At 72.7% G+C, this 18,497-nt stretch carries 18 protein-coding genes and 3 tRNA genes; 5 read left to right on the forward strand and 16 right to left on the reverse strand.

Annotation, left to right across the window (positions count from 1 at the left end):
• Positions 1-135: 135 nt before the first annotated feature.
• Positions 136-714, reverse strand: coding sequence for an SSI family serine proteinase inhibitor (locus ACW69E_RS02760; RefSeq protein WP_457496554.1), 579 nt, complete (start codon positions 712-714; stop codon positions 136-138).
• Between the two features lie 245 nt (positions 715-959).
• Between ACW69E_RS02760 and ACW69E_RS02765 the strand changes: the two genes are divergently transcribed.
• Together ACW69E_RS02765 and ACW69E_RS02770 are read left to right on the forward strand one after the other, a co-directional pair.
• A tRNA-Ser gene (locus ACW69E_RS02765) sits at positions 960-1,050 on the forward strand.
• 216 nt (positions 1,051-1,266) lie between these two features.
• A tRNA-Arg gene (locus tag ACW69E_RS02770) sits at positions 1,267-1,339 on the forward strand.
• A gap of 225 nt (positions 1,340-1,564) precedes the next feature.
• Here ACW69E_RS02770 and ACW69E_RS02775 read toward each other — a convergent pair.
• The 3 genes from ACW69E_RS02775 to ACW69E_RS02785 all read right to left on the reverse strand — a co-directional run bounded on the left by ACW69E_RS02775 (position 1,565) and on the right by ACW69E_RS02785 (position 4,700).
• Positions 1,565-2,215: a hypothetical protein gene (locus ACW69E_RS02775; RefSeq protein WP_457496555.1), complete on the reverse strand. Its 651-nt coding sequence runs from the start codon at positions 2,213-2,215 to the stop codon at positions 1,565-1,567.
• A 170-nt stretch (positions 2,216-2,385) separates the two neighbouring features.
• A complete protein-coding gene (locus ACW69E_RS02780; protein WP_457496556.1) occupies positions 2,386-4,035 on the reverse strand; it encodes an MDR family MFS transporter in 1,650 nt (549 codons plus the stop codon).
• A gap of 164 nt (positions 4,036-4,199) precedes the next feature.
• Positions 4,200-4,700, reverse strand: coding sequence for a MarR family winged helix-turn-helix transcriptional regulator (locus tag ACW69E_RS02785; protein WP_457496557.1), 501 nt, complete (start codon positions 4,698-4,700; stop codon positions 4,200-4,202).
• Between the two features lie 216 nt (positions 4,701-4,916).
• Between ACW69E_RS02785 and ACW69E_RS02790 the strand changes: the two genes are divergently transcribed.
• Positions 4,917-5,123: a hypothetical protein gene (locus ACW69E_RS02790; protein WP_457496558.1), complete on the forward strand. Its 207-nt coding sequence runs from the start codon at positions 4,917-4,919 to the stop codon at positions 5,121-5,123.
• Between the two features lie 129 nt (positions 5,124-5,252).
• Here the strand turns inward: ACW69E_RS02790 and ACW69E_RS02795 are convergent, their stop codons facing one another.
• The 7 genes from ACW69E_RS02795 to ACW69E_RS02825 form a co-directional block, all read right to left on the reverse strand.
• Positions 5,253-6,104 (reverse strand): RNA polymerase sigma factor SigF, encoded by an 852-nt coding sequence (locus ACW69E_RS02795; RefSeq protein ID WP_093657309.1) that lies wholly within the window; start codon positions 6,102-6,104, stop codon positions 5,253-5,255.
• A 202-nt stretch (positions 6,105-6,306) separates the two neighbouring features.
• On the reverse strand, positions 6,307-7,212 hold the full coding sequence (locus ACW69E_RS02800) for an RNA polymerase sigma factor SigF (protein ID WP_457496559.1): 906 nt from the start codon (positions 7,210-7,212) through the stop codon (positions 6,307-6,309).
• Positions 7,213-7,332: 120 nt separating this feature from the next.
• Positions 7,333-7,527 carry a hypothetical protein gene (locus ACW69E_RS02805; RefSeq protein ID WP_457496560.1) on the reverse strand — a complete coding sequence of 65 codons (195 nt, stop codon included), beginning with the start codon at positions 7,525-7,527 and terminating at the stop codon, positions 7,333-7,335.
• Between the two features lie 161 nt (positions 7,528-7,688).
• Positions 7,689-7,775, reverse strand: a tRNA-Ser gene (locus tag ACW69E_RS02810).
• 10 nt (positions 7,776-7,785) lie between these two features.
• The gene (gene tadA / locus ACW69E_RS02815; protein WP_457496732.1) at positions 7,786-8,319 is read right to left on the reverse strand and encodes a tRNA adenosine(34) deaminase TadA; all 534 of its coding nucleotides are present in this window, start codon (positions 8,317-8,319) and stop codon (positions 7,786-7,788) included.
• Between the two features lie 267 nt (positions 8,320-8,586).
• The gene (locus ACW69E_RS02820; RefSeq protein ID WP_457496561.1) at positions 8,587-9,138 is read right to left on the reverse strand and encodes a tRNA adenosine deaminase-associated protein; all 552 of its coding nucleotides are present in this window, start codon (positions 9,136-9,138) and stop codon (positions 8,587-8,589) included.
• A 129-nt stretch (positions 9,139-9,267) separates the two neighbouring features.
• Complete coding sequence (locus tag ACW69E_RS02825) at positions 9,268-9,573, reverse strand: hypothetical protein (RefSeq protein WP_457496733.1); 306 nt, start codon at positions 9,571-9,573, stop codon at positions 9,268-9,270.
• Positions 9,574-9,722: 149 nt separating this feature from the next.
• Here ACW69E_RS02825 and upp point away from each other — a divergent pair, with 149 nt between their 5' ends.
• A complete protein-coding gene (upp, locus tag ACW69E_RS02830; RefSeq protein ID WP_206347456.1) occupies positions 9,723-10,358 on the forward strand; it encodes a uracil phosphoribosyltransferase in 636 nt (211 codons plus the stop codon).
• Between the two features lie 30 nt (positions 10,359-10,388).
• On the opposite strand, the gene ACW69E_RS02835 is transcribed toward upp, so the two are convergent.
• The 4 genes from ACW69E_RS02835 to ACW69E_RS02850 form a co-directional block, all read right to left on the reverse strand.
• Entirely contained in the window at positions 10,389-11,120 is a 732-nt protein-coding gene (locus tag ACW69E_RS02835; protein WP_457496562.1) for a LytR C-terminal domain-containing protein, read from the reverse strand.
• A 168-nt stretch (positions 11,121-11,288) separates the two neighbouring features.
• A complete protein-coding gene (locus tag ACW69E_RS02840; protein ID WP_031508611.1) occupies positions 11,289-11,585 on the reverse strand; it encodes a type II toxin-antitoxin system VapB family antitoxin in 297 nt (98 codons plus the stop codon).
• A 259-nt stretch (positions 11,586-11,844) separates the two neighbouring features.
• Positions 11,845-13,422, reverse strand: a complete 1,578-nt coding sequence (locus ACW69E_RS02845; protein WP_457496563.1) for a M20/M25/M40 family metallo-hydrolase — start codon at positions 13,420-13,422, stop codon at positions 11,845-11,847.
• A gap of 266 nt (positions 13,423-13,688) precedes the next feature.
• The gene (locus ACW69E_RS02850; protein WP_457496564.1) at positions 13,689-14,957 is read right to left on the reverse strand and encodes an FAD-binding protein; all 1,269 of its coding nucleotides are present in this window, start codon (positions 14,955-14,957) and stop codon (positions 13,689-13,691) included.
• Between the two features lie 158 nt (positions 14,958-15,115).
• On the opposite strand from ACW69E_RS02850, the gene ACW69E_RS02855 reads away from it, so the two are divergent.
• Entirely contained in the window at positions 15,116-15,961 is an 846-nt protein-coding gene (locus tag ACW69E_RS02855) for a patatin-like phospholipase family protein (RefSeq protein ID WP_457496565.1), read from the forward strand.
• Positions 15,962-15,986: 25 nt separating this feature from the next.
• Here ACW69E_RS02855 and ACW69E_RS02860 read toward each other — a convergent pair whose 3' ends face one another.
• Positions 15,987-18,368, reverse strand: a complete 2,382-nt coding sequence (locus ACW69E_RS02860; RefSeq protein WP_457496566.1) for a rhamnogalacturonan lyase — start codon at positions 18,366-18,368, stop codon at positions 15,987-15,989.
• Between the last annotated feature and the right edge of the window lie 129 nt (positions 18,369-18,497).

The raw sequence follows: 18,497 nt of genomic DNA on the forward strand, positions 1-18,497 counted from the left end.
ACCGGATCGGTGCGCCGCTCTCCCGCGCGTGCCACTTGAGGGGAAGTCTACGGCCAGCGGTGGCGGAAGCGACGGCGGATGCGTGGGGAGGGTGGGGAGAACGCGGGCCCGGGGCGGGCCCGCGTATGAGGTCCGTCACTTCACCGGTTCCGCCGGGGATTCCGCCGCGGGTTCCTCCCTGAGATCCTCCGGGCCGGGGAGGGCGGGCACGAGGGCGTCCCAGCGGGCGATCTCGCAGCCGTCCGTACGCCGGAACGAGGCGTCCACCCGCTGCCCGCGCCACACCCCGGTGATGCGGGCGGTGGCCGGGCCGCCGTGGATCTGGGCGCACATCGCGTCCGCGGGGACGGGCCGCCAGGGGTCGTGCGGTCCCTGGGAGGCCCGGTCGACGGCGTCGCAGGCGGCGATGGCGTCGGGGTGGCTGCCTCCGGCGGGGTGGCAGTCGAGGGTGTGCGTCCGCCTGGTCGGAGCCCCGCCCCCGCGTACCCCGCGCGGCGCCGTGTGCGGTGCCGCGACGCCGTCGGGGGAGGTGGAGACGGTGATGGTGAGCTGGTCCTGCCGGGCGGTCGGCATGACGGGCTCGGGCATGGGCGCGGGCCAGGGGCGTGCGGAGGCCGGCGCGGCGGCGGGGTCGGAGGCGGCGGAGGCGGGGGTGAGCACGGTGGCGAGTACGGCGGCCCCGGCGAGGACTGCGGCGGTATGGCGGCGCGGCATGGCGGCTCCTGCGAAGGTGTGGTGCGGGCGGACCCGCACGACTGCGGGTTCTTCCCTCCCCCTTCCAACGCGCCACCGCGCACGCCGTTGCGCACCTCCACCCGCCCGCCGCACCACCTGTGCCGCCACCAGGGGCAAAGCCCTTTGCCGCAGGACCCGCCAGCCGGGTAACGTAGGCTCCGATTGGAGACAGCCCCCGGGCTGTGACATCATCAGCACACACGTCGCGGCGACGCGGCGCGTGGGGAGGCTTCGCCTAGTCTGGTCTATGGCGCCGCACTGCTAATGCGGTTTGGGCCTTAAAGCCCATCGAGGGTTCAAATCCCTCAGCCTCCGCTTCGATCATCACGATCACCGAAGCCCCGGCCCGTGCGGCCGGGGCTTCCTCCGTTCCAGGGCCGCCGGCGGGCCCGCGGCTGGGGTCACGAGCGCCCTCTGCAGGGCGTCTGTGCAGGTCAGGTGGGGTTGACCGAATGGATTTCGCCTCTGGGCGGAGGTCATGTAATGTTGTTCCCGCAACGCCGACCGGCGAGAGGACAGCCGGGAAGCCAAGCGCTCGTAGCTTAACGGATAGAGCATCTGACTACGGATCAGAAGGTTGCAGGTTCGAATCCTGCCGAGCGCGCAGCAGGTGAGAGGCCCCGCCGGACACGGTGGGGCCTCTCACCTATGTGTTGGAGCCGTGGCGGCGTGGGTCTGCGGTAGCCCACCGGGAGGCAGTCTTTCGCCCGGAACGGGGATTTGTCGTACCGCGATGTTTCACGGGAAACATCGGATCCTGCGCGTCTGCCGTGTGTGACCAAGGCGGAGCCGCCTTGGTCACACGGCTCCCGCAGCTTGATGAGGTTCCTCAGGAATTACTCTCCAGCAGCCAGCCGCTGTGTCGCAGGACCGGCACAGTGCGGGTGAGGACGTAGGCCGCAACCGGCGTCTCCGCGTCGTCCTCCGGGAAGTGGATGGCGTGTTGGAAGGTTTCCTTGTCTTGCGGTTTCCTGAGGTCGAAAGGGGGATCGAGCGTCACACCGGGACGCGCGATCAGCATGCGTAGGGCGCGCGCACCGCATCCGTCGACTAGAGCCGCCGTGGTCAGGGCCTTCTTCAGGCTTGGCCGTCGCCCGTTGGGTGAGGGAAGGGCCAAGTACGCCATGATGCGCATCCGGCCAGAGGGTCCAGGTTCGATGCCCGCGCGCAGGCGACCGTGCAGGTTGACAAGGGCTGCGGGCATTTCGGGCAGAAGAGGCGGCTGCTGGAGGACGACATCTCGCTCGCCGTTGTCCCAGCGGGTGTCATGAATGGTCAGGTCAGGGCGTCCGGGTATCTCCAGAGTCCATTCGGCTGCGAAACCGGGGGAGAAGACCTTTGAGCAGGTCTCTCCCTGCCTGGGTAGGTAGGTGCGGCCTGCGCGCAGATTGAGTCCGTTGCCGAGTTCCATGTGGCGGTGCGCTTCCCGTGCGATGCGGTTAAGAGCGGGCATCACGGCCTCAGCCGTTGCGCGCTCCATGTTTCCAGTCGCTTACGGACCGTGTCCCAAGGTTTCGAATCCTCGTAGGAGGTTTCCGAGGGAAGCGATGCGGGTTGCCGCGTTCGGCCACGGCGTACCGAGCAGGGCCGGGACCGCGGATGCGGTTCCGGCCCTGTGGGGTGTGGGGTGTGGGGTGTGGGGCGGCGGGGTCAGGCGGAGTGGCCGGGGCCGGCGGCGGTGGCCGCGGTCGGCTGCCGCTCCTGCTTTCCGGCGTCGGTCTGCTCGTCGAGCCGGGTGCGCAGCGGCACCTCCTTGACGAACAGCACCAGCAGCAGCGCGATCACCGCCATCGGCGCGGCGTAGAGGTAGATGTCGGCCACACCGTGGCCGTACGCGCTCTCGACGACCGTGCGGACCGGGCCTGGGAGGGTGTCCAGATCCGGGATGGCGCTGCCGCTGCCGCCGGTGGCGCCCTCGGGCCGGATGCCCAGCCTCATCATGCCGTCGGTGACGTAGTCGGTGATGCGGTGGGCGAGCACCGCGCCCAGCACCGAGACGCCGACCGCGCCGCCGAGGGAGCGGAAGAAGGCGAGTACGGAGCTGGCCGCGCCCAGCTCGGAGAGGGCGACCTGGTTCTGGGTGGCCAGGACGAGGTTCTGCATCATCATGCCGACGCCGGCGCCCAGCAGCGCCATGAAGACCGCGATCCGCCAGTACGGGGTGTCGTACCGCATCGTGCCCAGCAGGCCGAGCCCGGCCGTCAGCAGGACGGCGCCGACCACCAGCCACGCCTTCCAGCGGCCGGTGCGGGTGATGACCAGGCCGGAGACGGTGGAGGAGACGAACAGGCCGCCGATCATCGGGATGGTCAGCACACCGGACATCGTGGGCGACTCGCCGCGGGCGAGCTGGAAGTACTGGCTGAGGAAGACGGTCGCGCCGAACATCGCGATGCCGACGAAGAGCGAGGCCAGCGCGGTGAGCGTGATCGTGCGGTTGCGGAACAGCCCCAGCGGGATGATCGGCTCGGCGGCGCGCGACTCGGTGACGACGAAGGCCAGAGTCAGCAGGAGCGAGGCGCCGACCATCGTGTACGTCTGCCAGGACAGCCAGCCGTAGCTGTTTCCGGCCAGCGTCACCCATATCAGCAGCAGGGAGACGGCGGCGGTGACGAAGGAGGCGCCCAGCCAGTCCACCTTCACGTTCTCCCGCTTCACCACGGGCAGGTGCAGCGTCTTCTGGAGCACGATCAGGGCGAGGACGGCGAAGGGCACGCCGACGTAGAAGCACCAGCGCCAGCCGAGCCAGGAGGTGTCGGTGATCACGCCGCCGAGCAGCGGCCCGCCGACGGTGGCGACGGCGAAGGTGGCGCCCAGGTAGCCGCTGTAGCGGCCGCGCTCACGCGGGGGGATCATCGCGGCGATGATGATCTGGGACAGTGCGGCCAGACCGCCCGCGCCCAGGCCCTGCACCGCCCGGAAGGCGATCAGGGTGCCGGTGTCCTGGGCCAGGCCGGCTCCGGCGGAGGCCAGGACGAAGAGCACCAGCGCCGACTGCACCAGCAGCTTCTTGCTGTAGAGGTCGGCGAGCTTGCCCCACAGCGGAGTGGAGGCGGTCATGGTCAGCAGCGCCGCCGTGACCACCCAGGTGTACGCGCTCTGGCCGCCGCCCAGGTCAGAGATGATCCGGGGAAGGGCGTTGGAGACGACCGTCGAGGACAGGACGGAGACGAACATGCCGAGCAGCAGCCCGGACAGCGCCTCCATGATCTGGCGGTGCGTCATGGGCACCTGTTCGGCGCCTGGGGAGGTGCGGGCGTTCTCGCCCTTGAGCGCCTCCGAAGGGGTGGACGTTGCCATGCGCTCCTTGCTTTCCGTGTCTCTTCCGGCGTCGGGCGGCGTGTCACGGCACGCCGTGGGTCTGCGGTCCGGACGGCTGTGCGCCCGGGCACGGCGGTGCGGGCCTCGGCGGTGCGGGCCCGGCGGTACGTGCGGTGCTCGGAGTGTGCCGGGGGTGCGGCCGGTCAGCCCTGTGCGGCGGCCGTGCGGTGCGGTGGGAGGGGGCGGGCGCCGCGGGGGGCGGTGCGGCAGCCGCAGCCGCAGTCGCCGAAGCTCGCCCGCAGTCTCGCCAGCAGCTCGGTGAGACGGGCCACGTCCTCCTCCGGCCAGCCGCCGAGGAGGTGCGCGAGCGTCTCGCTGGTACGGCGGTGCATCTCGGCCAGCATCTCCCGGCCGCTTCCGGTCAGCCTCAGCAGCCGGACGCGGCCGTCGAGGGGGTCGGGGCGGCGGTCGACCCAGCCGCGCTCGACGGCGTACGCGACGTGGCGGCTGGTGACGGACATGTCGATGGCCATCAGGTCGGCGAGCCGTGTCATCCGCATCTCACCGTGCCGCCCCAGCAGGGTCAGTACGACGGCCGGCGCGGGCGGGCAGTCGTGCGGCAGGTTGCGGGCCAGCTCGCGCCGGACGGCGCCGACGGAGCCGAGTTCCCGGGCCAGGTCCTCGTAGGGGGTGTGTGACGTCACCCGGGTCCTCCTCCTCATGTCCGCAGAGATCGTTGCTCAATGCAAGCGTATGTTCATTGGTTGCCCCAAGCAAATGAATTCGGACGCGAGTGGGGCAAACAGTTCCCCAAGAAAGGGTGTGCCCCGCGCCAAGCCCCGCTGTGGCCGCCGTGCGTGCGGGTCGGGGACGTGACCGGGGGTGACCGGCGACCGGCCTGTTCGCTAGGGTCCGGAGGCATGGCTCACAACCCTCATGCACCCCAGGGTCCGGCAGGCGGCCACGACCCGGCCGGCAGCACCCAGATGTTCCGCGCCTTCGTCGACGAGGAGGGGCCGCGTCCGCCCGCCGCGACGCAGTCCTCCGGCCCCAGGGTCGGTCTGATCGTGGGGATCGCCGCGGTCGTGGCGGTCATCGCGGCGGTCGTCTGGTTCGCCCTCTCCTGAGCGGTCCGGGGTGGGTGCGGGCGGCCCCGCTCCACCCGCGCCGCTTCCGTGAACGCGGGCAGCCGCCGGGACGGTCTCACACCGTCCCGGCGGCTGCCCGCGTTCACACGCCGTTCCTCGCGCGGGCCGTCACTCCTCCGAGATCAGGCCCTCTCTGAGCTGGGCGAGAGTACGGGTCAGCAGCCGCGAGACGTGCATCTGGGAGATGCCGACCCGCTCGCCGATCTGCGACTGCGTCATGTTCCCGAAGAAGCGCAGCATGATGATCTGCCGTTCGCGCGGCGGGAGTTTGGCGAGCAGCGGCTTGAGCGACTCGCGGTACTCCACGCCCTCCAGCGCGCTGTCCTCGTACCCCAGCCGGTCCGCGAGGGAGCCCTCGCCGCCCTCCTCCTCCGGGGCGGGGGAGTCCAGGGAACTGGCGGTGTAGGCGTTGCCCACCGCCAGCCCGTCCACCACGTCCTCCTCGGACACCCCGAGGGCGGCGGCCAGTTCGGCCACCGTCGGGGAGCGGTCGAGCTTCTGCGACAGCTCGTCGCCGGCCTTGGTGAGCGCCAGCCGCAGCTCCTGCAGGCGCCGGGGGACGCGCACCGACCAGGAGGTGTCCCGGAAGAAGCGCTTGATCTCGCCGACGACCGTCGGCATCGCGAACGTCGGGAACTCCACGCCCCGTTCGCAGTCGAAGCGGTCGATGGCCTTGATCAGGCCGATGGTGCCGACCTGGACGATGTCCTCCATCGGCTCGTTGCGGCTGCGGAAGCGGGCCGCCGCGTACCGCACGAGCGGGAGGTTCAGCTCGATGAGGGTGTCTCGGACGTAGACGCGTTCAGGGCTGTCGGCGTCGAGCGCGGCGAGCCGCTGGAACAGGGAGCGGGAGAGGGTCCGGGTGTCGATGGCGTCGCAGTCTGAGGGAACGTACGGTGCGTCGTCGGCCTTGGTGTCGGGCTCGGCGAGCACCTTCGAGCTGCCCAGTTCTACGGACATGCCACCCCCTTGAGGTCGCGGACGGATCGCGGCGGCGCCCTCGGGTGTGAGGGAGGCACCTCCCGGTCAATACCGGCGGCGCCGTCGCGGCAAACGCACTTCTCGCAGAATGTCACAAGTCAGCAACACGACGTAGCCCCTTATCGATAAAACTGCACAGTTCGGGATGGGGATGCGCCCGTACGGGTGTCCCCCGCGGGGGTTACGCGTCGATGGAGTTTGCGGCACGGAGCCGGGCGAAGCTCCGGGACAGCAGCCGGGACACGTGCATCTGCGACACCCCCAGCTCCGCGCTGATCTGCGACTGCGTCAGGTTCCGGTAGTAACGCAGCAGCAGGATCCGCTGCTCCCGCTCGGGGAGCTGGACGAGCAGGTGCCGCACCAGATCGCGGTGCTCCACGCCGTCCAGGGCCGGGTCCTCGTAGCCGAGCCGGTCGATCAGCCCGGGCATGCCGTCCTCGCGCTCCTGGGCGGCCTCCAGGGACGTGGCGCGGTAGGCGCGCCCGGCCTCCAGGCAGGCCAGGACGTCCTCCTCGGCGATCCGCAGCCGCTCGGCGATCTCGGCGGTGGTGGGCGAGCGGCCGTGCAGCACGGTCAGGTCCTCCGTCGCGCCGCTGACCTGCACCCACATCTCGTGCAGCCGGCGCGGCACGTGCACGGTGCGGACGTTGTCGCGGAAGTAGCGCCGGATCTCGCCGATGATCGTCGGCATCGCGAAGGTGGGGAACTGCACCCCCCGGCCGGGGTCGAAGCGGTCGATGGCGTTGATCAGGCCGATGGTGCCGACCTGGACGATGTCCTCCATCGGCTCGTTGCGGCTGCGGAAGCGGGCGGCGACGTAGCGGACGAGGGGGAGGTTGGCCTCGATGAGGGCCCCGCGCACCCGTTCGTGCTCGGCGGAGCCGGCCTCCAGCCCGGAGAGCCGCTCGAAGAGCACCTGGGTCAGGGCGCGGGTCTCCGCGCTCCGACGGCTGGGGGCTGCCCCGGTCGGGGTCCGGGGAAGGGTCTGCGTGACCGCCACCGTTCGTCCAACCCCTTCACGGTTGTTCCATCCGGCGAAAGCGGTCATAGCATCACAAGGTATATGCACCGTGGGCAAGCACCGCATAACTTCGTGTTGTTGCGGTGCGCGCACGGCGGACGGCCGTCCGGGGGGCGGCCGCGGGACGGCGGGCGGCGCTTGTGACGACGGTGCTCGCGACGGTGGTGCGCGCGAGGTCCGGCCCGTTCAGTTCACCAGTTCGGACATGAAGGCTCCGACGCTCTTCGCGGCGCTGGATATGGCCTCGAAGCCGATGCCGACGAGTTCGGTGGAGCGGTCGGGGGAGGCGATGATCGAGTACAGGACGAAGACGAGGAGTACGTAGAGCACGGCCTTCTTCACGTTCACGGTGCTTGCCTCTCCCCGAACATCCCCGAACATCCCGGGCGTCCCCGAACACAGGACCGCCCGAGCGGTCGCGAGAGTCTAACCGGCGGCGACCGGCGCTCCCAGGGGTCGCGCGAGTGGTCCCGTCCGCGCCGGGGTGGAGCGGACGGAGCACGGCGAAGGGCCTCCTCGGGGAGGAGGCCCTTCGACTGCCGCGGTAGCGGTGGGATTTGAACCCACGGTGGAGTTGCCCCCACACTCGCTTTCGAGGCGAGCTCCTTCGGCCGCTCGGACACGCTACCGGGAGAGAGCCTAGCCCATGGTCGGGCGTGCGCCGAAATCGGTTCCCGGGGAAGTACCCTCCCGGCCCTCCGCGGCCCCCTGCGGCGGCCGGGGAGCGGTGCGGGAAGGAGTGCCCGGGGGCGTGCGGAAGAAGTCGGTGAGCAGGGCTCCGCACTCCCGCGCCAGCACCCCGGAGACCACCTCGGGCCGGTGGTTGAGCCGGCGGTCGCGCACGACGTCCCACAGGGAGCCCGCCGCGCCCGCCTTCTCGTCCACCGCCCCGTAGACGACCCTCTCCAGCCGGGACAGCACGATCGCGCCCGCGCACATCGTGCACGGCTCCAGCGTCACCACCAGGGTGCAGCCCGACAGCCGCCACTCGCCGACCGCCCGAGCGGCCTCGCGGATCGCCACGACCTCCGCGTGCGCCGTGGGGTCGCCGGTCGCCTCGCGCTCGTTGCGGCCGAGCCCCAGGACCGCGCCGCCGGGGCCCAGGACGACCGCGCCGACGGGCACGTCACCGGTCCCGGGAGCCCGTGCGGCCTCGGCCAGGGCACGGCGCATCGCCGCCCGCCACGGGTCGCGCAGCGGGTCGGCCGCCTCGTCCGGGGAACGCCCGCTGCCCCGGGGATCCGGGGGCTCCGGAGAGTCCGGGGAGTCCGGGGAAGGGACCTGGGGGTCGGGCGGAACGCTCATGCGCCCAGTGTCCCCGCCCGCCCCGGCCCCGCGTACGGCGGGCGGGCGCGACGGCGGGACCCCGCATGACGCATGGGACACACGGGGCCGGTGCGGCTTACGAGAGGGGGAAGGGCGTCAGGTGCGGCCGGGCGGCTACCGGACTGCCTCCAGCATGTCGGTGCAGCCGAGCGCGTCGGCGATCTCGGTCAGCGCGTCCTCGGAGGTCAGCGAGAGCAGGGCGGTGCCATCCACGCCGAAGTCGGCCAGCAGCTCGACGTCGCCGACCGGTCCCGCCGGGGCGGCGCCGGCGGCCTGCGCGGACACGCCCCCCTCGTCCTCGTCGTCCTCCGTGTCGCTCGGCGGCTCGCCGTCCTCCGTGCCGTCGAGGTCCACGAGGAGGTCGAGATCCTCCTCGCCACCCGGTTCGCGGCCGAGGAGTTCGTCGGTGAGCAGGATCTCCCCGTAGGAGCTGCGTGCGGCCGCGGCCGCGTCCGAGACGAAGATGCGGGGGTCCTCCTCGCCCTCCACCCGGACGACGCCGAACCAGACGCCCTCCTGTTCGATGCAGACCAGGACCGGCTCATCGTCCTCGGCGGCCTCCCGGGCCAGGTCGGCGAGATCGGCCAGGGTCTCGACCTCGTCGAGTTCCGTGTCGCTCGCTTCCCAGCCGTCTTCGGTGCGCGCGAGCAGTGCGGCGAAGTACACCGTGACTCTCCCACTGGTTTCAGGTGCCCGAGTGCTGACGGGACCGCGCCCCGCCCAATCGGAATCGTGGCAGAAACCGGCGCCGAGCGAGAGGTCTTCGACCGTGCGTCGCGTGGGTGTTGCGCCGGACTACCAGCGAAATGTCCTCATCCGCATCGCCTGGCGCATGCGTGCGGCGCGGGCGCGGCGCGGTTGCACCCGTTCGCGCAGCGCCTTGGCCTCGTTCAGTTCGCGCAGGAAGACCGCCCGGCGGCGGCGGCGCTCCGCGTCGTCGTCCTGGGCCGTCTGGGCCGTCCGGGCTACCTGGGCCGCGGAGCCACCGGCGGTCCGGGCGCCCGCGCGGCGCTCCCCGGGCCCCCGGCGGTCCCGCCGGCCCTGGCCCCGCCGGTCCTGGTCCCGCCGGTCCTGGTCCTGGCCTCGCTGGTCCTCGCGTATGAGCGCCCGACGGTCGTCGGGGGTGTCGTCGTGCTGCTGCCTCGGTCCGGTCATACGGCCCACCTCCGGTCGTACCTGTTCACTGTCCCCCGAAATGGCGCCTGTACGCCAGTGCGAGCCGGGAAAGCGGCTCGGCTACTGTCGATGGCATGCGGATTCACGTCGTCGACCACCCGCTGGTGGCGCACAAACTCACCACGCTGCGCGACGAGCGCACCGACTCCCCGACCTTCCGGCGCCTCGCCGACGAGCTGGTGACCCTGCTCGCCTACGAGGCCACCCGGGACGTGCGCACCGAGACGGTCGGCATCCGGACCCCGGTGACCGCCACCACGGGCGTGCGGCTGTCCCACCCGCGCCCCCTGGTGGTGCCGATCCTCCGCGCCGGGCTGGGAATGCTCGACGGGATGGTGCGGCTGCTGCCGACCGCCGAGGTGGGCTTCCTGGGCATGATCCGCGACGAGCGCACCCTCCAGGCGTCCACGTACGCCACCCGGATGCCCGACGACCTCTCCGGGCGCCAGGTGTACGTCCTGGACCCGATGCTGGCGACCGGCGGCACGCTGGTGGCGGCGATCCGGGAGCTGATCCGGCGCGGCGCCGACGACGTCACGGCGCTCTGCCTGCTGGCGGCGCCCGAGGGCGTGGAGCTGATGGAGCGCGAGCTGGCGGGCACGCCGGTGACGGTGGTGACCGCCTCGGTCGACGAGCGGCTCAACGAGGACGGGTACATCGTCCCCGGTCTGGGCGACGCGGGCGACCGGATGTACGGGACGGCCGGCTGACCCGGTCGCCGTACCCGTCCGCCGTGGCGCCTACCGGCAGTTCGAGGGAGAGGGTGAGGGGGAGGGGGAGGCCAGGGCCGCCATGGCCTTGCGCACGTCCTTCTCCTCGGCCAGGGCCTTGAACGCCTTGCCGATGACCAGGTCGATCTCCCTCTCCGCGGCGCTCTTCTTCCCGTCCCCGGCCTTCCCGGCGTCCCCGGAGGCCTTGCGCTCGACCGCCCTGACCTCGGCCCCGGGCAGCTGAGTGAGCAGGACGTCGAACGCGCCGTTCCCGTACGCGGCGGGCGGGCCCATCAGCAGCCCGGCCTTCTTCACCTTCTTGTCGAGGGAGGCCGGGGCGTTGGCCACCTCGCCGATGGTGAAACCGCGCTTCTCCAGCGCGTCCGCGGTCTTCCTGGCCAGTCCGCCGCGGGTGGTGGCGTTGTAGACGTTGACGGTGATGGCGGACGGCTTCGGCAGGGCGTCGGGTGAGGCGGCGGAGTCCCCGGCGGAGCGCGCCGCGGCGGCGCTCGAGCCGCCCTTCGCGCCGTCGTCGGCCGGCTCGCACTCGCCGCCTTCGCCGGCCGCCCGCACCGTGGTGCCGCCGCCCGTGAACACGTCGAGGAGCTGCACCGTCCCCCAGGAGAGCACACCGAGGGCGGCGGTCGCCGCGACCGAGGCGACGACGATCCTGCGGCGCCTGCGCGGGCGCCGCATCCGCGGGTAGCTGTCACCCGTGATGCGGTACTTGCCGCCCATGCCGGGGGGAGTGAGCATGCTCATGGGCGCAGCGTAGTGCGGAGACGGCGTAATGCCTACTAAACGATCAATGCGCGCACCGCAGTCGGCCCCGAAAGGGCCAACGCGTCCCGCGGGGCGGGGCCCGGGACGTCAGCGGGTGCCGGTGGGCGTCGGCGGATCGATCGGTGGACCGGGAGACGGCGGCGGGCGTCAGTCGAGTTCGAGCACCCGGGCGTGCAGTACCTGCCGCTGCTGGAGGGCGGCGCGCACGGCGCGGTGGAGGCCGTCCTCCAGATAGAGGTCCCCGTTCCACTTCACGACGTGGGCGAACAGATCGCCGTAGAAGGTGGAGTCCTCGGCGAGCAGGGTCTCCAGGTCGAGCTGCCCCTTGGTGGTGACGAGCTGGTCAAGACGCACCGGGCGTGGGGCTACATCCGCCCACTGGCGGGTGCTCTCCCGGCCGTGGTCGGGGTACGGCCGTCCGTTTCCGATTCGCTTGAAGATCACACGGAAAGCCTACCGGCCCGGCGGCGGGGGACACAGCCTTCCGGCGGAGGGTCGGGGCGTGTTCCGGCTCCGGGGTGCGGGCGGCCACGGGCCGGCGCGCCTCCGCGCCCGCGGCGCACAGAGCGCCGCGGGCGCCGGGGCTTGTGCCCCGGCGCCCGCGGTGGGGTGCCGTCACGGCCGTACGTCCGTGGAGCGTCGGGCCGTCGGAGCCTCAGGAGACCGGAGCCTCAGGAGACCGGGGCCCCAGAAGGCCAGGGCCTCAGGAGGTCAGGCCGTGGTCGTGGTCGTGGTCGTGCAGACCGCCACCGCTGCCCGCGGTGCCCTTGGTGGGCTCGAAGGGCACGTCCTCGGTGAGGGAGGAGGTGTCCCAGGCGTAGTTGCCGACGGCGTTCGCGATCACGTCGACGTTGACGCCGAGCGCCTTCTTGCTGACGTTGCCCAGGTCGTCGCACGCCTGGTGGTAGCACTTGTCGTACGCGACGCCGGCCTTGCCGCCCCACAGAGCGGCCTCCTCCTCGCTCTTGATGCCCTCGGCGCCGGTGAAGGTGCCGCCGGAGGGGATGCCGGCCTCGATGAACGGGCCGTAGTCGGAGCGGCCGGTGAAGTCGGTGCCGCGCGGCTCCTCGCCCTGCGAGCGCATGAAGGTGTTGATCGCGTGCTCGATCTGCGCCGATCCCTCGGGGCCCGGACCGGCGCCGACGCCGTCGGAGTCGTCGCCGTCGTAGACGAACAGGCCGTAGTTCGGCGAGGCGATCATGTCGAAGTTGAGGTAGAGGGCGATCTTCTCGCGCTCGGCCTCGGGCAGGCTGGTCACGTAGTGCTCGGAGCCCTGCAGACCCACCTCCTCGGCGGACCACAGCGCGAAGCGCACCTTGTTGGCGTGCTTGCCCTTGCGGTCGGCCTTGGCGAGTTCGAGGGCGGCCTCCAGGATGCCGGCGGAGCCGGAGGCGTTGTCGTTGATGCCCGGGCCGTCGGCGACGGAGTCCAGGTGGGCGCCGAACATCACCACGTTGTCCTCGTCGCCGCCGCGGGTCTCGGCGATGACGTTGGGCGTGGAGCGGGTCTCGTGGAACTCGCGGATCTCCATGTTGGCCGTGACGGTGCCCCGGGCGACGTCGGCCGCCAGCGCCTCGCCGGCCTCCTGGGTGATGCCGCCGGTGGGGATGCGGCCGGCGGAGGCGTCGCCGAGGGTGCCGTTGAGGTCCCCGTCGGTGTTGTTGTAGATGATCGCGCCGACCGCGCCGGCGTCGGCGGCGTTGGCCTGCTTGTCGGCGAAGGTGCAGCCGCCGCGCTGGATCAGGGCGATCTTGCCGGTGAAGTCGCCGGAGGCGAAGTCCCCGGCCTCGCAGCCGGTGGTGCCGTCGGCGTCCACGGGCACGGCCGCGAGAGCGGCCTCGATGCCGCCCTCGGGGGTGCTCGCGGTGTACGTCATCAGCTTGACGGGGACGTCGCGCTGAGTGGGGCTCAGGACCGACAGCCTCTCCGCGAGCGTCTCGCGGTAGACGAAGTCGAAGTTCTGGTAGGTGACCTCGTAGCCGGCGAGCTTGAGCAGGGTGCCGGCGTACTTCGCGGACCAGTCGTAGCCGGCGGAGCCGGCGGCGCGGTTGTCGTTCTTGGCATCGGCGATCGCCTGGAAGGCCCGCAGGTGCTTCATGGCGCCGTCCGCATCGGCCTTCTTGACCAGCTGCTTCGCCAGCTTCTCGCCCTGCTTGCCGGGGTCGGGCTTGGCCACGGCGGAGGTGGCGGTCGCGGCGAGCAGCAGGGGGGTGGCGAGGGACGCGACGGCGGTGGCCGCGATGATTCTGCGCTTCCTGCCTCTGGAGAGAGGTGCGTGCACGGGAGGATCCTTCCGGTGCGGACAGCTGGGACGGGCTGTTCGGCGTGGGGGATTGCCTGTCCGGGTTACGGACGTGGTGGAAGGGAAGGTAGCGACTGGAGGGCGCTGAGGGAATGTTCCCGGCACAACTGGCCCGTTTTGGGGGAAGTGATCCGCCCGCCCGCCGGGGCCAAACCCCTCCGATCCCGGGAACAGGGGACACCGTTCCCCCGGCCGCCGCCCCCTCCCGGCGTCCGGTCGCCCGCCGATTCCCCGTCGGCCGTCGGCTACCTGCCGCGGGGGAACCAGCGGTCGATCAGCTCGTTGCGGAACACGCCCGCCGGATCGAAGCGGTCCAGCAGTGCCCGGAAGTCCCCCCAGCGTGCGTACGAGGCGTTCAGCGCCTCCGGGTCCGCGGACGAGAGCTTCCCCCAGTGGGGGCGCGCGTCGAAGGGCGCGAGCGCCTTCTCGACGCGGAGCAGCACGGGGGCGACGGCGGCGGCGTCGGACGTCCAGGTGAAGTGGAGGGCGACGCTGTCGCGGCCGTGGGCGGGGCTGAGCCACTGGGGATCGGCGGCCACGGTGCGTATCTCGGAGACCTGCAGCACGGGGGCGAGCAGCGGCCCGAGCTCCCGCAGTGCCGCGAAGGCCTCGCCCGCGCGGCCGGCCGGCACGAAGTACTCCGACTGGAGCTCGTCCCCGGCGCTGGGCATGAACCCGGAGCGGAAGTGCGGCAGCCGCTCCTCCCAGGGCCCGGGCACGCCCTGCTGCTCGGTGGCGTTCTCCGTCGGCATCCCCTCGATCGGGTGACGGGGGCCGTCGGCGGGGCGGGCGCCGGTCCGGGCGAGGTCGGGCAGCGGATCAACGGTGCGGCGCTTGGCCCACACCCGTGCGGGGCCGGTCCAGTCGGTGAAGACGCTGACGCTGTACGCGGCGCCGAACACCTCTTCCGGGCGCTGTGTCAGCACATCCCAGGGCAGACCCTCGTACACGTACTGCTCCACCTCGAACGCCGGGCACGCGTCGAGGGTCAGGGCGGTGACCGCGCCCAGGGCGCCGAGCGAGACCACGGTCCCCTCGAAGCCGGCGTCGCCGCGCGAGACGGTGACCCGGGAGCCGTCCGCCGCGACCAGTTCCACCGACCGTACGGCGGCGGCCAGCGTGCCGCCGGTGTGCCCCGAGCCGTGGGTGCCGGTGGCGTACGCCCCGGCGAGGGTGAAGTGCGGGGTGGACGGCAGGTTCGGCAGGGCGAGCCCGTGCCGCCGCAGCACCGGGCACAGCTCGCCGAACCGGACCGCGCCGGCGACGCGGACGGTGCCGGAGGCCGGGTCCGCCTCGATGGTGCGGGGCAGGTCGTCGAGGGTGATCAGATCGCCGGTGGTGTCGGCGATCCGGTTGAAGGAGTGGCCCGAGCCCAGCACCCGTACGCGGTCGGAGGCCGCGACGATCTCGCGCAGCCGGTCCGTCGTCGCCGGGCGGTGCAGGGTCCGGGCGGCGAACTCGACGTTCCCGGCCCAGTTGGTCGGCCTGGTCGGCTTGGTCGGCGGGGCGGACATGGCGTCTCCGGTCTCGTGGGGTCGATCGGCCGTGCGAGCGTACGTCACCTGTACGGCGGCCGGGGGGAACGGCGCTGGGGAGACGGCCGTGGCGCGGCTGCTTCCGGCCCGCGGCGGTGGGTAGGCGGACACGGCCGACGAGGGAGGAGGCCGGCGCCGTGGCGGACAGAGCGCTCGTACTGGGCAGCGGCGGGCACGCGGGCGGGGCGTGGCAGGTGGGAATGCTGGCCGGACTGGCCGCCGCCGGTGTGGAGCTCGCCGACGCCGACACGGTGATCGGCACCTCGGCGGGAGCGGTGGTCGGCGCCCGGCTGGCGGCCGGTGAGCATCCGGAGGAGCTCCACCGGCGGCAGTCGCGGGCGGCCGGTCCAAAGGAGGCCGGTCCGCGGGCGCGGATCACCCCCGGCGCGGCCCTGGGCTTCCTGCGCGCGCAGCTGGGCCGGCGCACCCCGGAGGCGGTGGCGCGGCGGCTGGGGCGGATGGCGCTGAGGGCGAGCACCTCCTCGGAGGAGGAGGTGCTGGAGGCGATCGCCGCCCTGCTGCCGGTGCGGCAGTGGCCGGACGCGCTGCGCGTGACGGCGGTGGACGCGCACACCGGCGCGCTGGGCACCTTCCACTCCGGCAGCGGCGCCGACCTGCTCCGGGCGGTCGCCGCGAGCTGCGCGATGCCGGGCCTGTGGCCGCCGGTCGCCCTGCGCGGACGGTGGTGGATCGACGGTGGCGTACGGTCGACGACCAACGCCGACCTGGCGCGCGGCCACCGCCGGGTGGTGGTGCTCGCCCCGCTGCCCAGGGCGTTCGGGCCGGGCCCCAGGGCCGAGCGGCTCGCCGCCCGGCTGCGGGCGGAGGGGGCGGAGGTCGCGCTGCTCGTCCCGGACGCCGCCGCCCGCCGGGAGCTCGGCCGCAACCCCCTGGACGCCTCCCGCCGGGAGGCCTGCGCACGTGCGGGACGTGCGCAGGCCGCCGCCTGTGCGCGGGCCGTGGCCGGCCTCTGGCACGGCTGACCGGCGGGCCGGCCGGTGCCGGCCTCTACCGCCGGCCGGGCACGCGCGTGCCGGGCACGGGCACCCGCGACCAGTCGGTGTCCGACCCCAGGTGGAAGGACGGGTACGCGGGCTGGTTGTACGTCGTCTGCTGCCGTGCCACCTCGACCCGGTACTGCGTGTCGTGCATCAGCGTGTACAGCTTGCGGTCGGTCACCTCGGTGCCGGTGTAGAGCCGTATCGCCGAGCTGTCGGCGGTGCGCACCAGCAGCTCCTCGCGCCAGTCGCCGAGGACGTCGGCCACCAGCGAGGGGTTGCCCTTGGTGCCGTTGTTGGTACGGGTCCCCTCGGCGGTCAGCAGCGTGCCGCGCCGCCAGTCCCTGATCACCGGGGTGTTCTCGCCCGAGCCGTCCACGGTCTGCGTGGTCATGTCGGCGGCCCAGCGGATGCTCATGTTGGTGCCCGGAGTGGCGTCGCCGAGCCGCTCGCCGTCCGCGCTCCACAGGCCGACGCCGTGCGAGCCCCAGGTCTCCAGGCCCGGCCGGCCCGGGTCGATGTCGCCCACCATGCCGCGGCCGGTGTCCACGCCGGTGTAGGTGCCGTACAGCACCTCGCCGGTGGCGGCGTCGCGCAGCGCGTGGCCGTAGGGGGCCCAGCGCCCGCCCTCGTGGACGGTGTGGATCTCCAGGCCGGGGCGGTCCGGATCGATGTCGGCGACGTGCATGGCGTCGCCGTGGCCGAGCCGCACGCTCCGCCCCGGCACGGCGCTCTGCGGCGGTCCCTCGGCGAAGGAGCTGTAGAGGAGGGAGCCGTCGTCGTCGAGGGTGGCCGCGCCGTAGACGATCTCCTGGCGGCCGTCGCCGTCCACGTCCGCCGCGCTCAGGGAGTGGAAGCCCTGGGTGGTGAGGGAGCCGTACTCGGGGTCGGTGCCGTCCACGCCGTGCGGGGAGTCGTCGAAGGGGTTGGACATGGGCGTCCAGCCGCTGTCGGCGAGCCACTGGCGCTTCAGCCGCCTGCCGTCCCAGCGGTAGGCGGCCACGGCGGCGCGCGTGTAGTAGCCGCGGGCGAAGACGGCCGAGGGGCGCTCGCCGTCGAGGTATGCCACGCCCGCCAGGAAGCGGTCGACGCGGTTGCCCGGCTCGATGCGGCTCATGGCGTAGTCGCCCCACATCAGGCCGTCGTCGTGCCGCCCGGGCTCGTAGCGCACCGTCTGGAGCTCGCGGCCGGTGGCGCCGTCGAACACCGTCAGGTACTCGGGGCCGGTGAGGACGAAGCCCTCGAAGGCGCGCAGGTCGTTGCGGGAGCTGCGGGAGGGGGCGTGGACGTCGAGGAAGTGGTCGGCCAGGTCCTCGGCGGCGGTGCGCGAGAGCGGGTAGTCGTGGCGCGGCTCGATGCCGAAGGCCGCCTCCAGGGTGGTGGGCCACCGCCCGGCGGTCACCTCGGGGTGCTCGTGCCAGCCGAGGAACGTCTCCACGAGGTGCTCGCGGTAGTCCGCGGCGCTCATCCGGTGGTCGTCGTGGTGGGAGTGGCCGGCGCGGACGTCCTCGCGCGGCATGGTGACGTACCGCTCGGAGACCACGCGCCCGTGCCGGTCGTAGCGGATGCTCCTCGTGCCGGGCGCGGTCCTGACCATCATCTCCGCGCGCCCGTCGCCGTCGAAGTCGTAGACGGGGAACTGGGTGTAGTGGGCGCCCGCGCGGATGTTGACGCCCAGGTCGAGGCGGTGCAGCAGGGTGCCGTCGAGGCGGTAGGTGTCGATGAGGACGTTGCCGGTGTAGCCCTTCTGGGAGACGTCCTTGGAGTTGGACGGGTCCCACTTGACGACGTACTCGTAGCTGCCGTCGCCGTCCACGTCGCCGACGCTCATGTCGTTGGCGGAGTAGGTGTACCTCTCCCCGGCGGGGGTGACGCCGTCGGCGGGCCTGCGCAGCGGCAGTTCGGTGTAGGACTCCGACCACGGGGTGACCGCCTGGCCGCGGCCCCCGTCGCGGACCTCGCGGCCGTCGACGACGGGGACGACGCGGTACTCGGAGTCCGGCGGGGCGCCGCGGTCGAGGTGGTTGGTGCTGTCGGTGACGGTCGCCACGGGCTCGCCGTCCCGGTAGACGCGGAAGTCCGGGCCGGCCATGCCGGTGGCGGTGGAGCCGGTGGTCTCGGTGCCGAGCAGCCGCCAGCTGAGGAAGACGCCCTCGCCGGTGGCGACGGCGACGAGGCCGCGGTCGAGCTTCTCGAGCTGGACCGCCCGTCCCTTGCCGTGCCCGCCGCCGGGTGCGCCACCGTGCCCGCCGCCGGGTGTCTCGCCGGAGGGGGTGCCGGCCTGGGCGGCCGGGGCGCCGGTGGCGAGCAGTACGGCGGCCAGCAGGACGGATGTCCGCCGCCGCGGCCCGGAGGCGGTGCGCTGCCGGGTTCGCCCGGGGGGTCGTCTCATCGCGCGGTCCTTCCCGCCCCCGGCCGGACCCGTGAGGGGCGGGAGGGGCGTGTCGATACGTTGCCGGTACGCTCTTGATACGTTTCAATTGATTCGTTTCAAGGAGCGGGCGAGACGGTATGGGCAGGG

This window comes from Streptomyces sp. SS8 (assembly GCF_054072955.1).

Coding starts and splice junctions, on each gene's coding strand:
- ACW69E_RS02760 (WP_457496554.1), bottom strand. CDS start 714: ATGCCGCGCCGCCATACCGCCGCAGTCCTCGCCGGGGCCGCCGTACTC.
- ACW69E_RS02775 (WP_457496555.1), bottom strand. CDS start 2,215: ATGGAGCGCGCAACGGCTGAGGCCGTGATGCCCGCTCTTAACCGCATC.
- ACW69E_RS02780 (WP_457496556.1), bottom strand. CDS start 4,035: ATGGCAACGTCCACCCCTTCGGAGGCGCTCAAGGGCGAGAACGCCCGC.
- ACW69E_RS02790 (WP_457496558.1), top strand. CDS start 4,917: ATGGCTCACAACCCTCATGCACCCCAGGGTCCGGCAGGCGGCCACGAC.
- ACW69E_RS02795 (WP_093657309.1), bottom strand. CDS start 6,104: ATGTCCGTAGAACTGGGCAGCTCGAAGGTGCTCGCCGAGCCCGACACC.
- ACW69E_RS02800 (WP_457496559.1), bottom strand. CDS start 7,212: ATGCGGTGCTTGCCCACGGTGCATATACCTTGTGATGCTATGACCGCT.
- ACW69E_RS02805 (WP_457496560.1), bottom strand. CDS start 7,527: ATGTTCGGGGATGTTCGGGGAGAGGCAAGCACCGTGAACGTGAAGAAG.
- tadA (WP_457496732.1), bottom strand. CDS start 8,319: ATGCGCCGTGCCCTGGCCGAGGCCGCACGGGCTCCCGGGACCGGTGAC.
- upp (WP_206347456.1), top strand. CDS start 9,723: ATGCGGATTCACGTCGTCGACCACCCGCTGGTGGCGCACAAACTCACC.
- ACW69E_RS02835 (WP_457496562.1), bottom strand. CDS start 11,120: ATGAGCATGCTCACTCCCCCCGGCATGGGCGGCAAGTACCGCATCACG.
- ACW69E_RS02850 (WP_457496564.1), bottom strand. CDS start 14,957: ATGTCCGCCCCGCCGACCAAGCCGACCAGGCCGACCAACTGGGCCGGG.
- ACW69E_RS02860 (WP_457496566.1), bottom strand. CDS start 18,368: ATGAGACGACCCCCCGGGCGAACCCGGCAGCGCACCGCCTCCGGGCCG.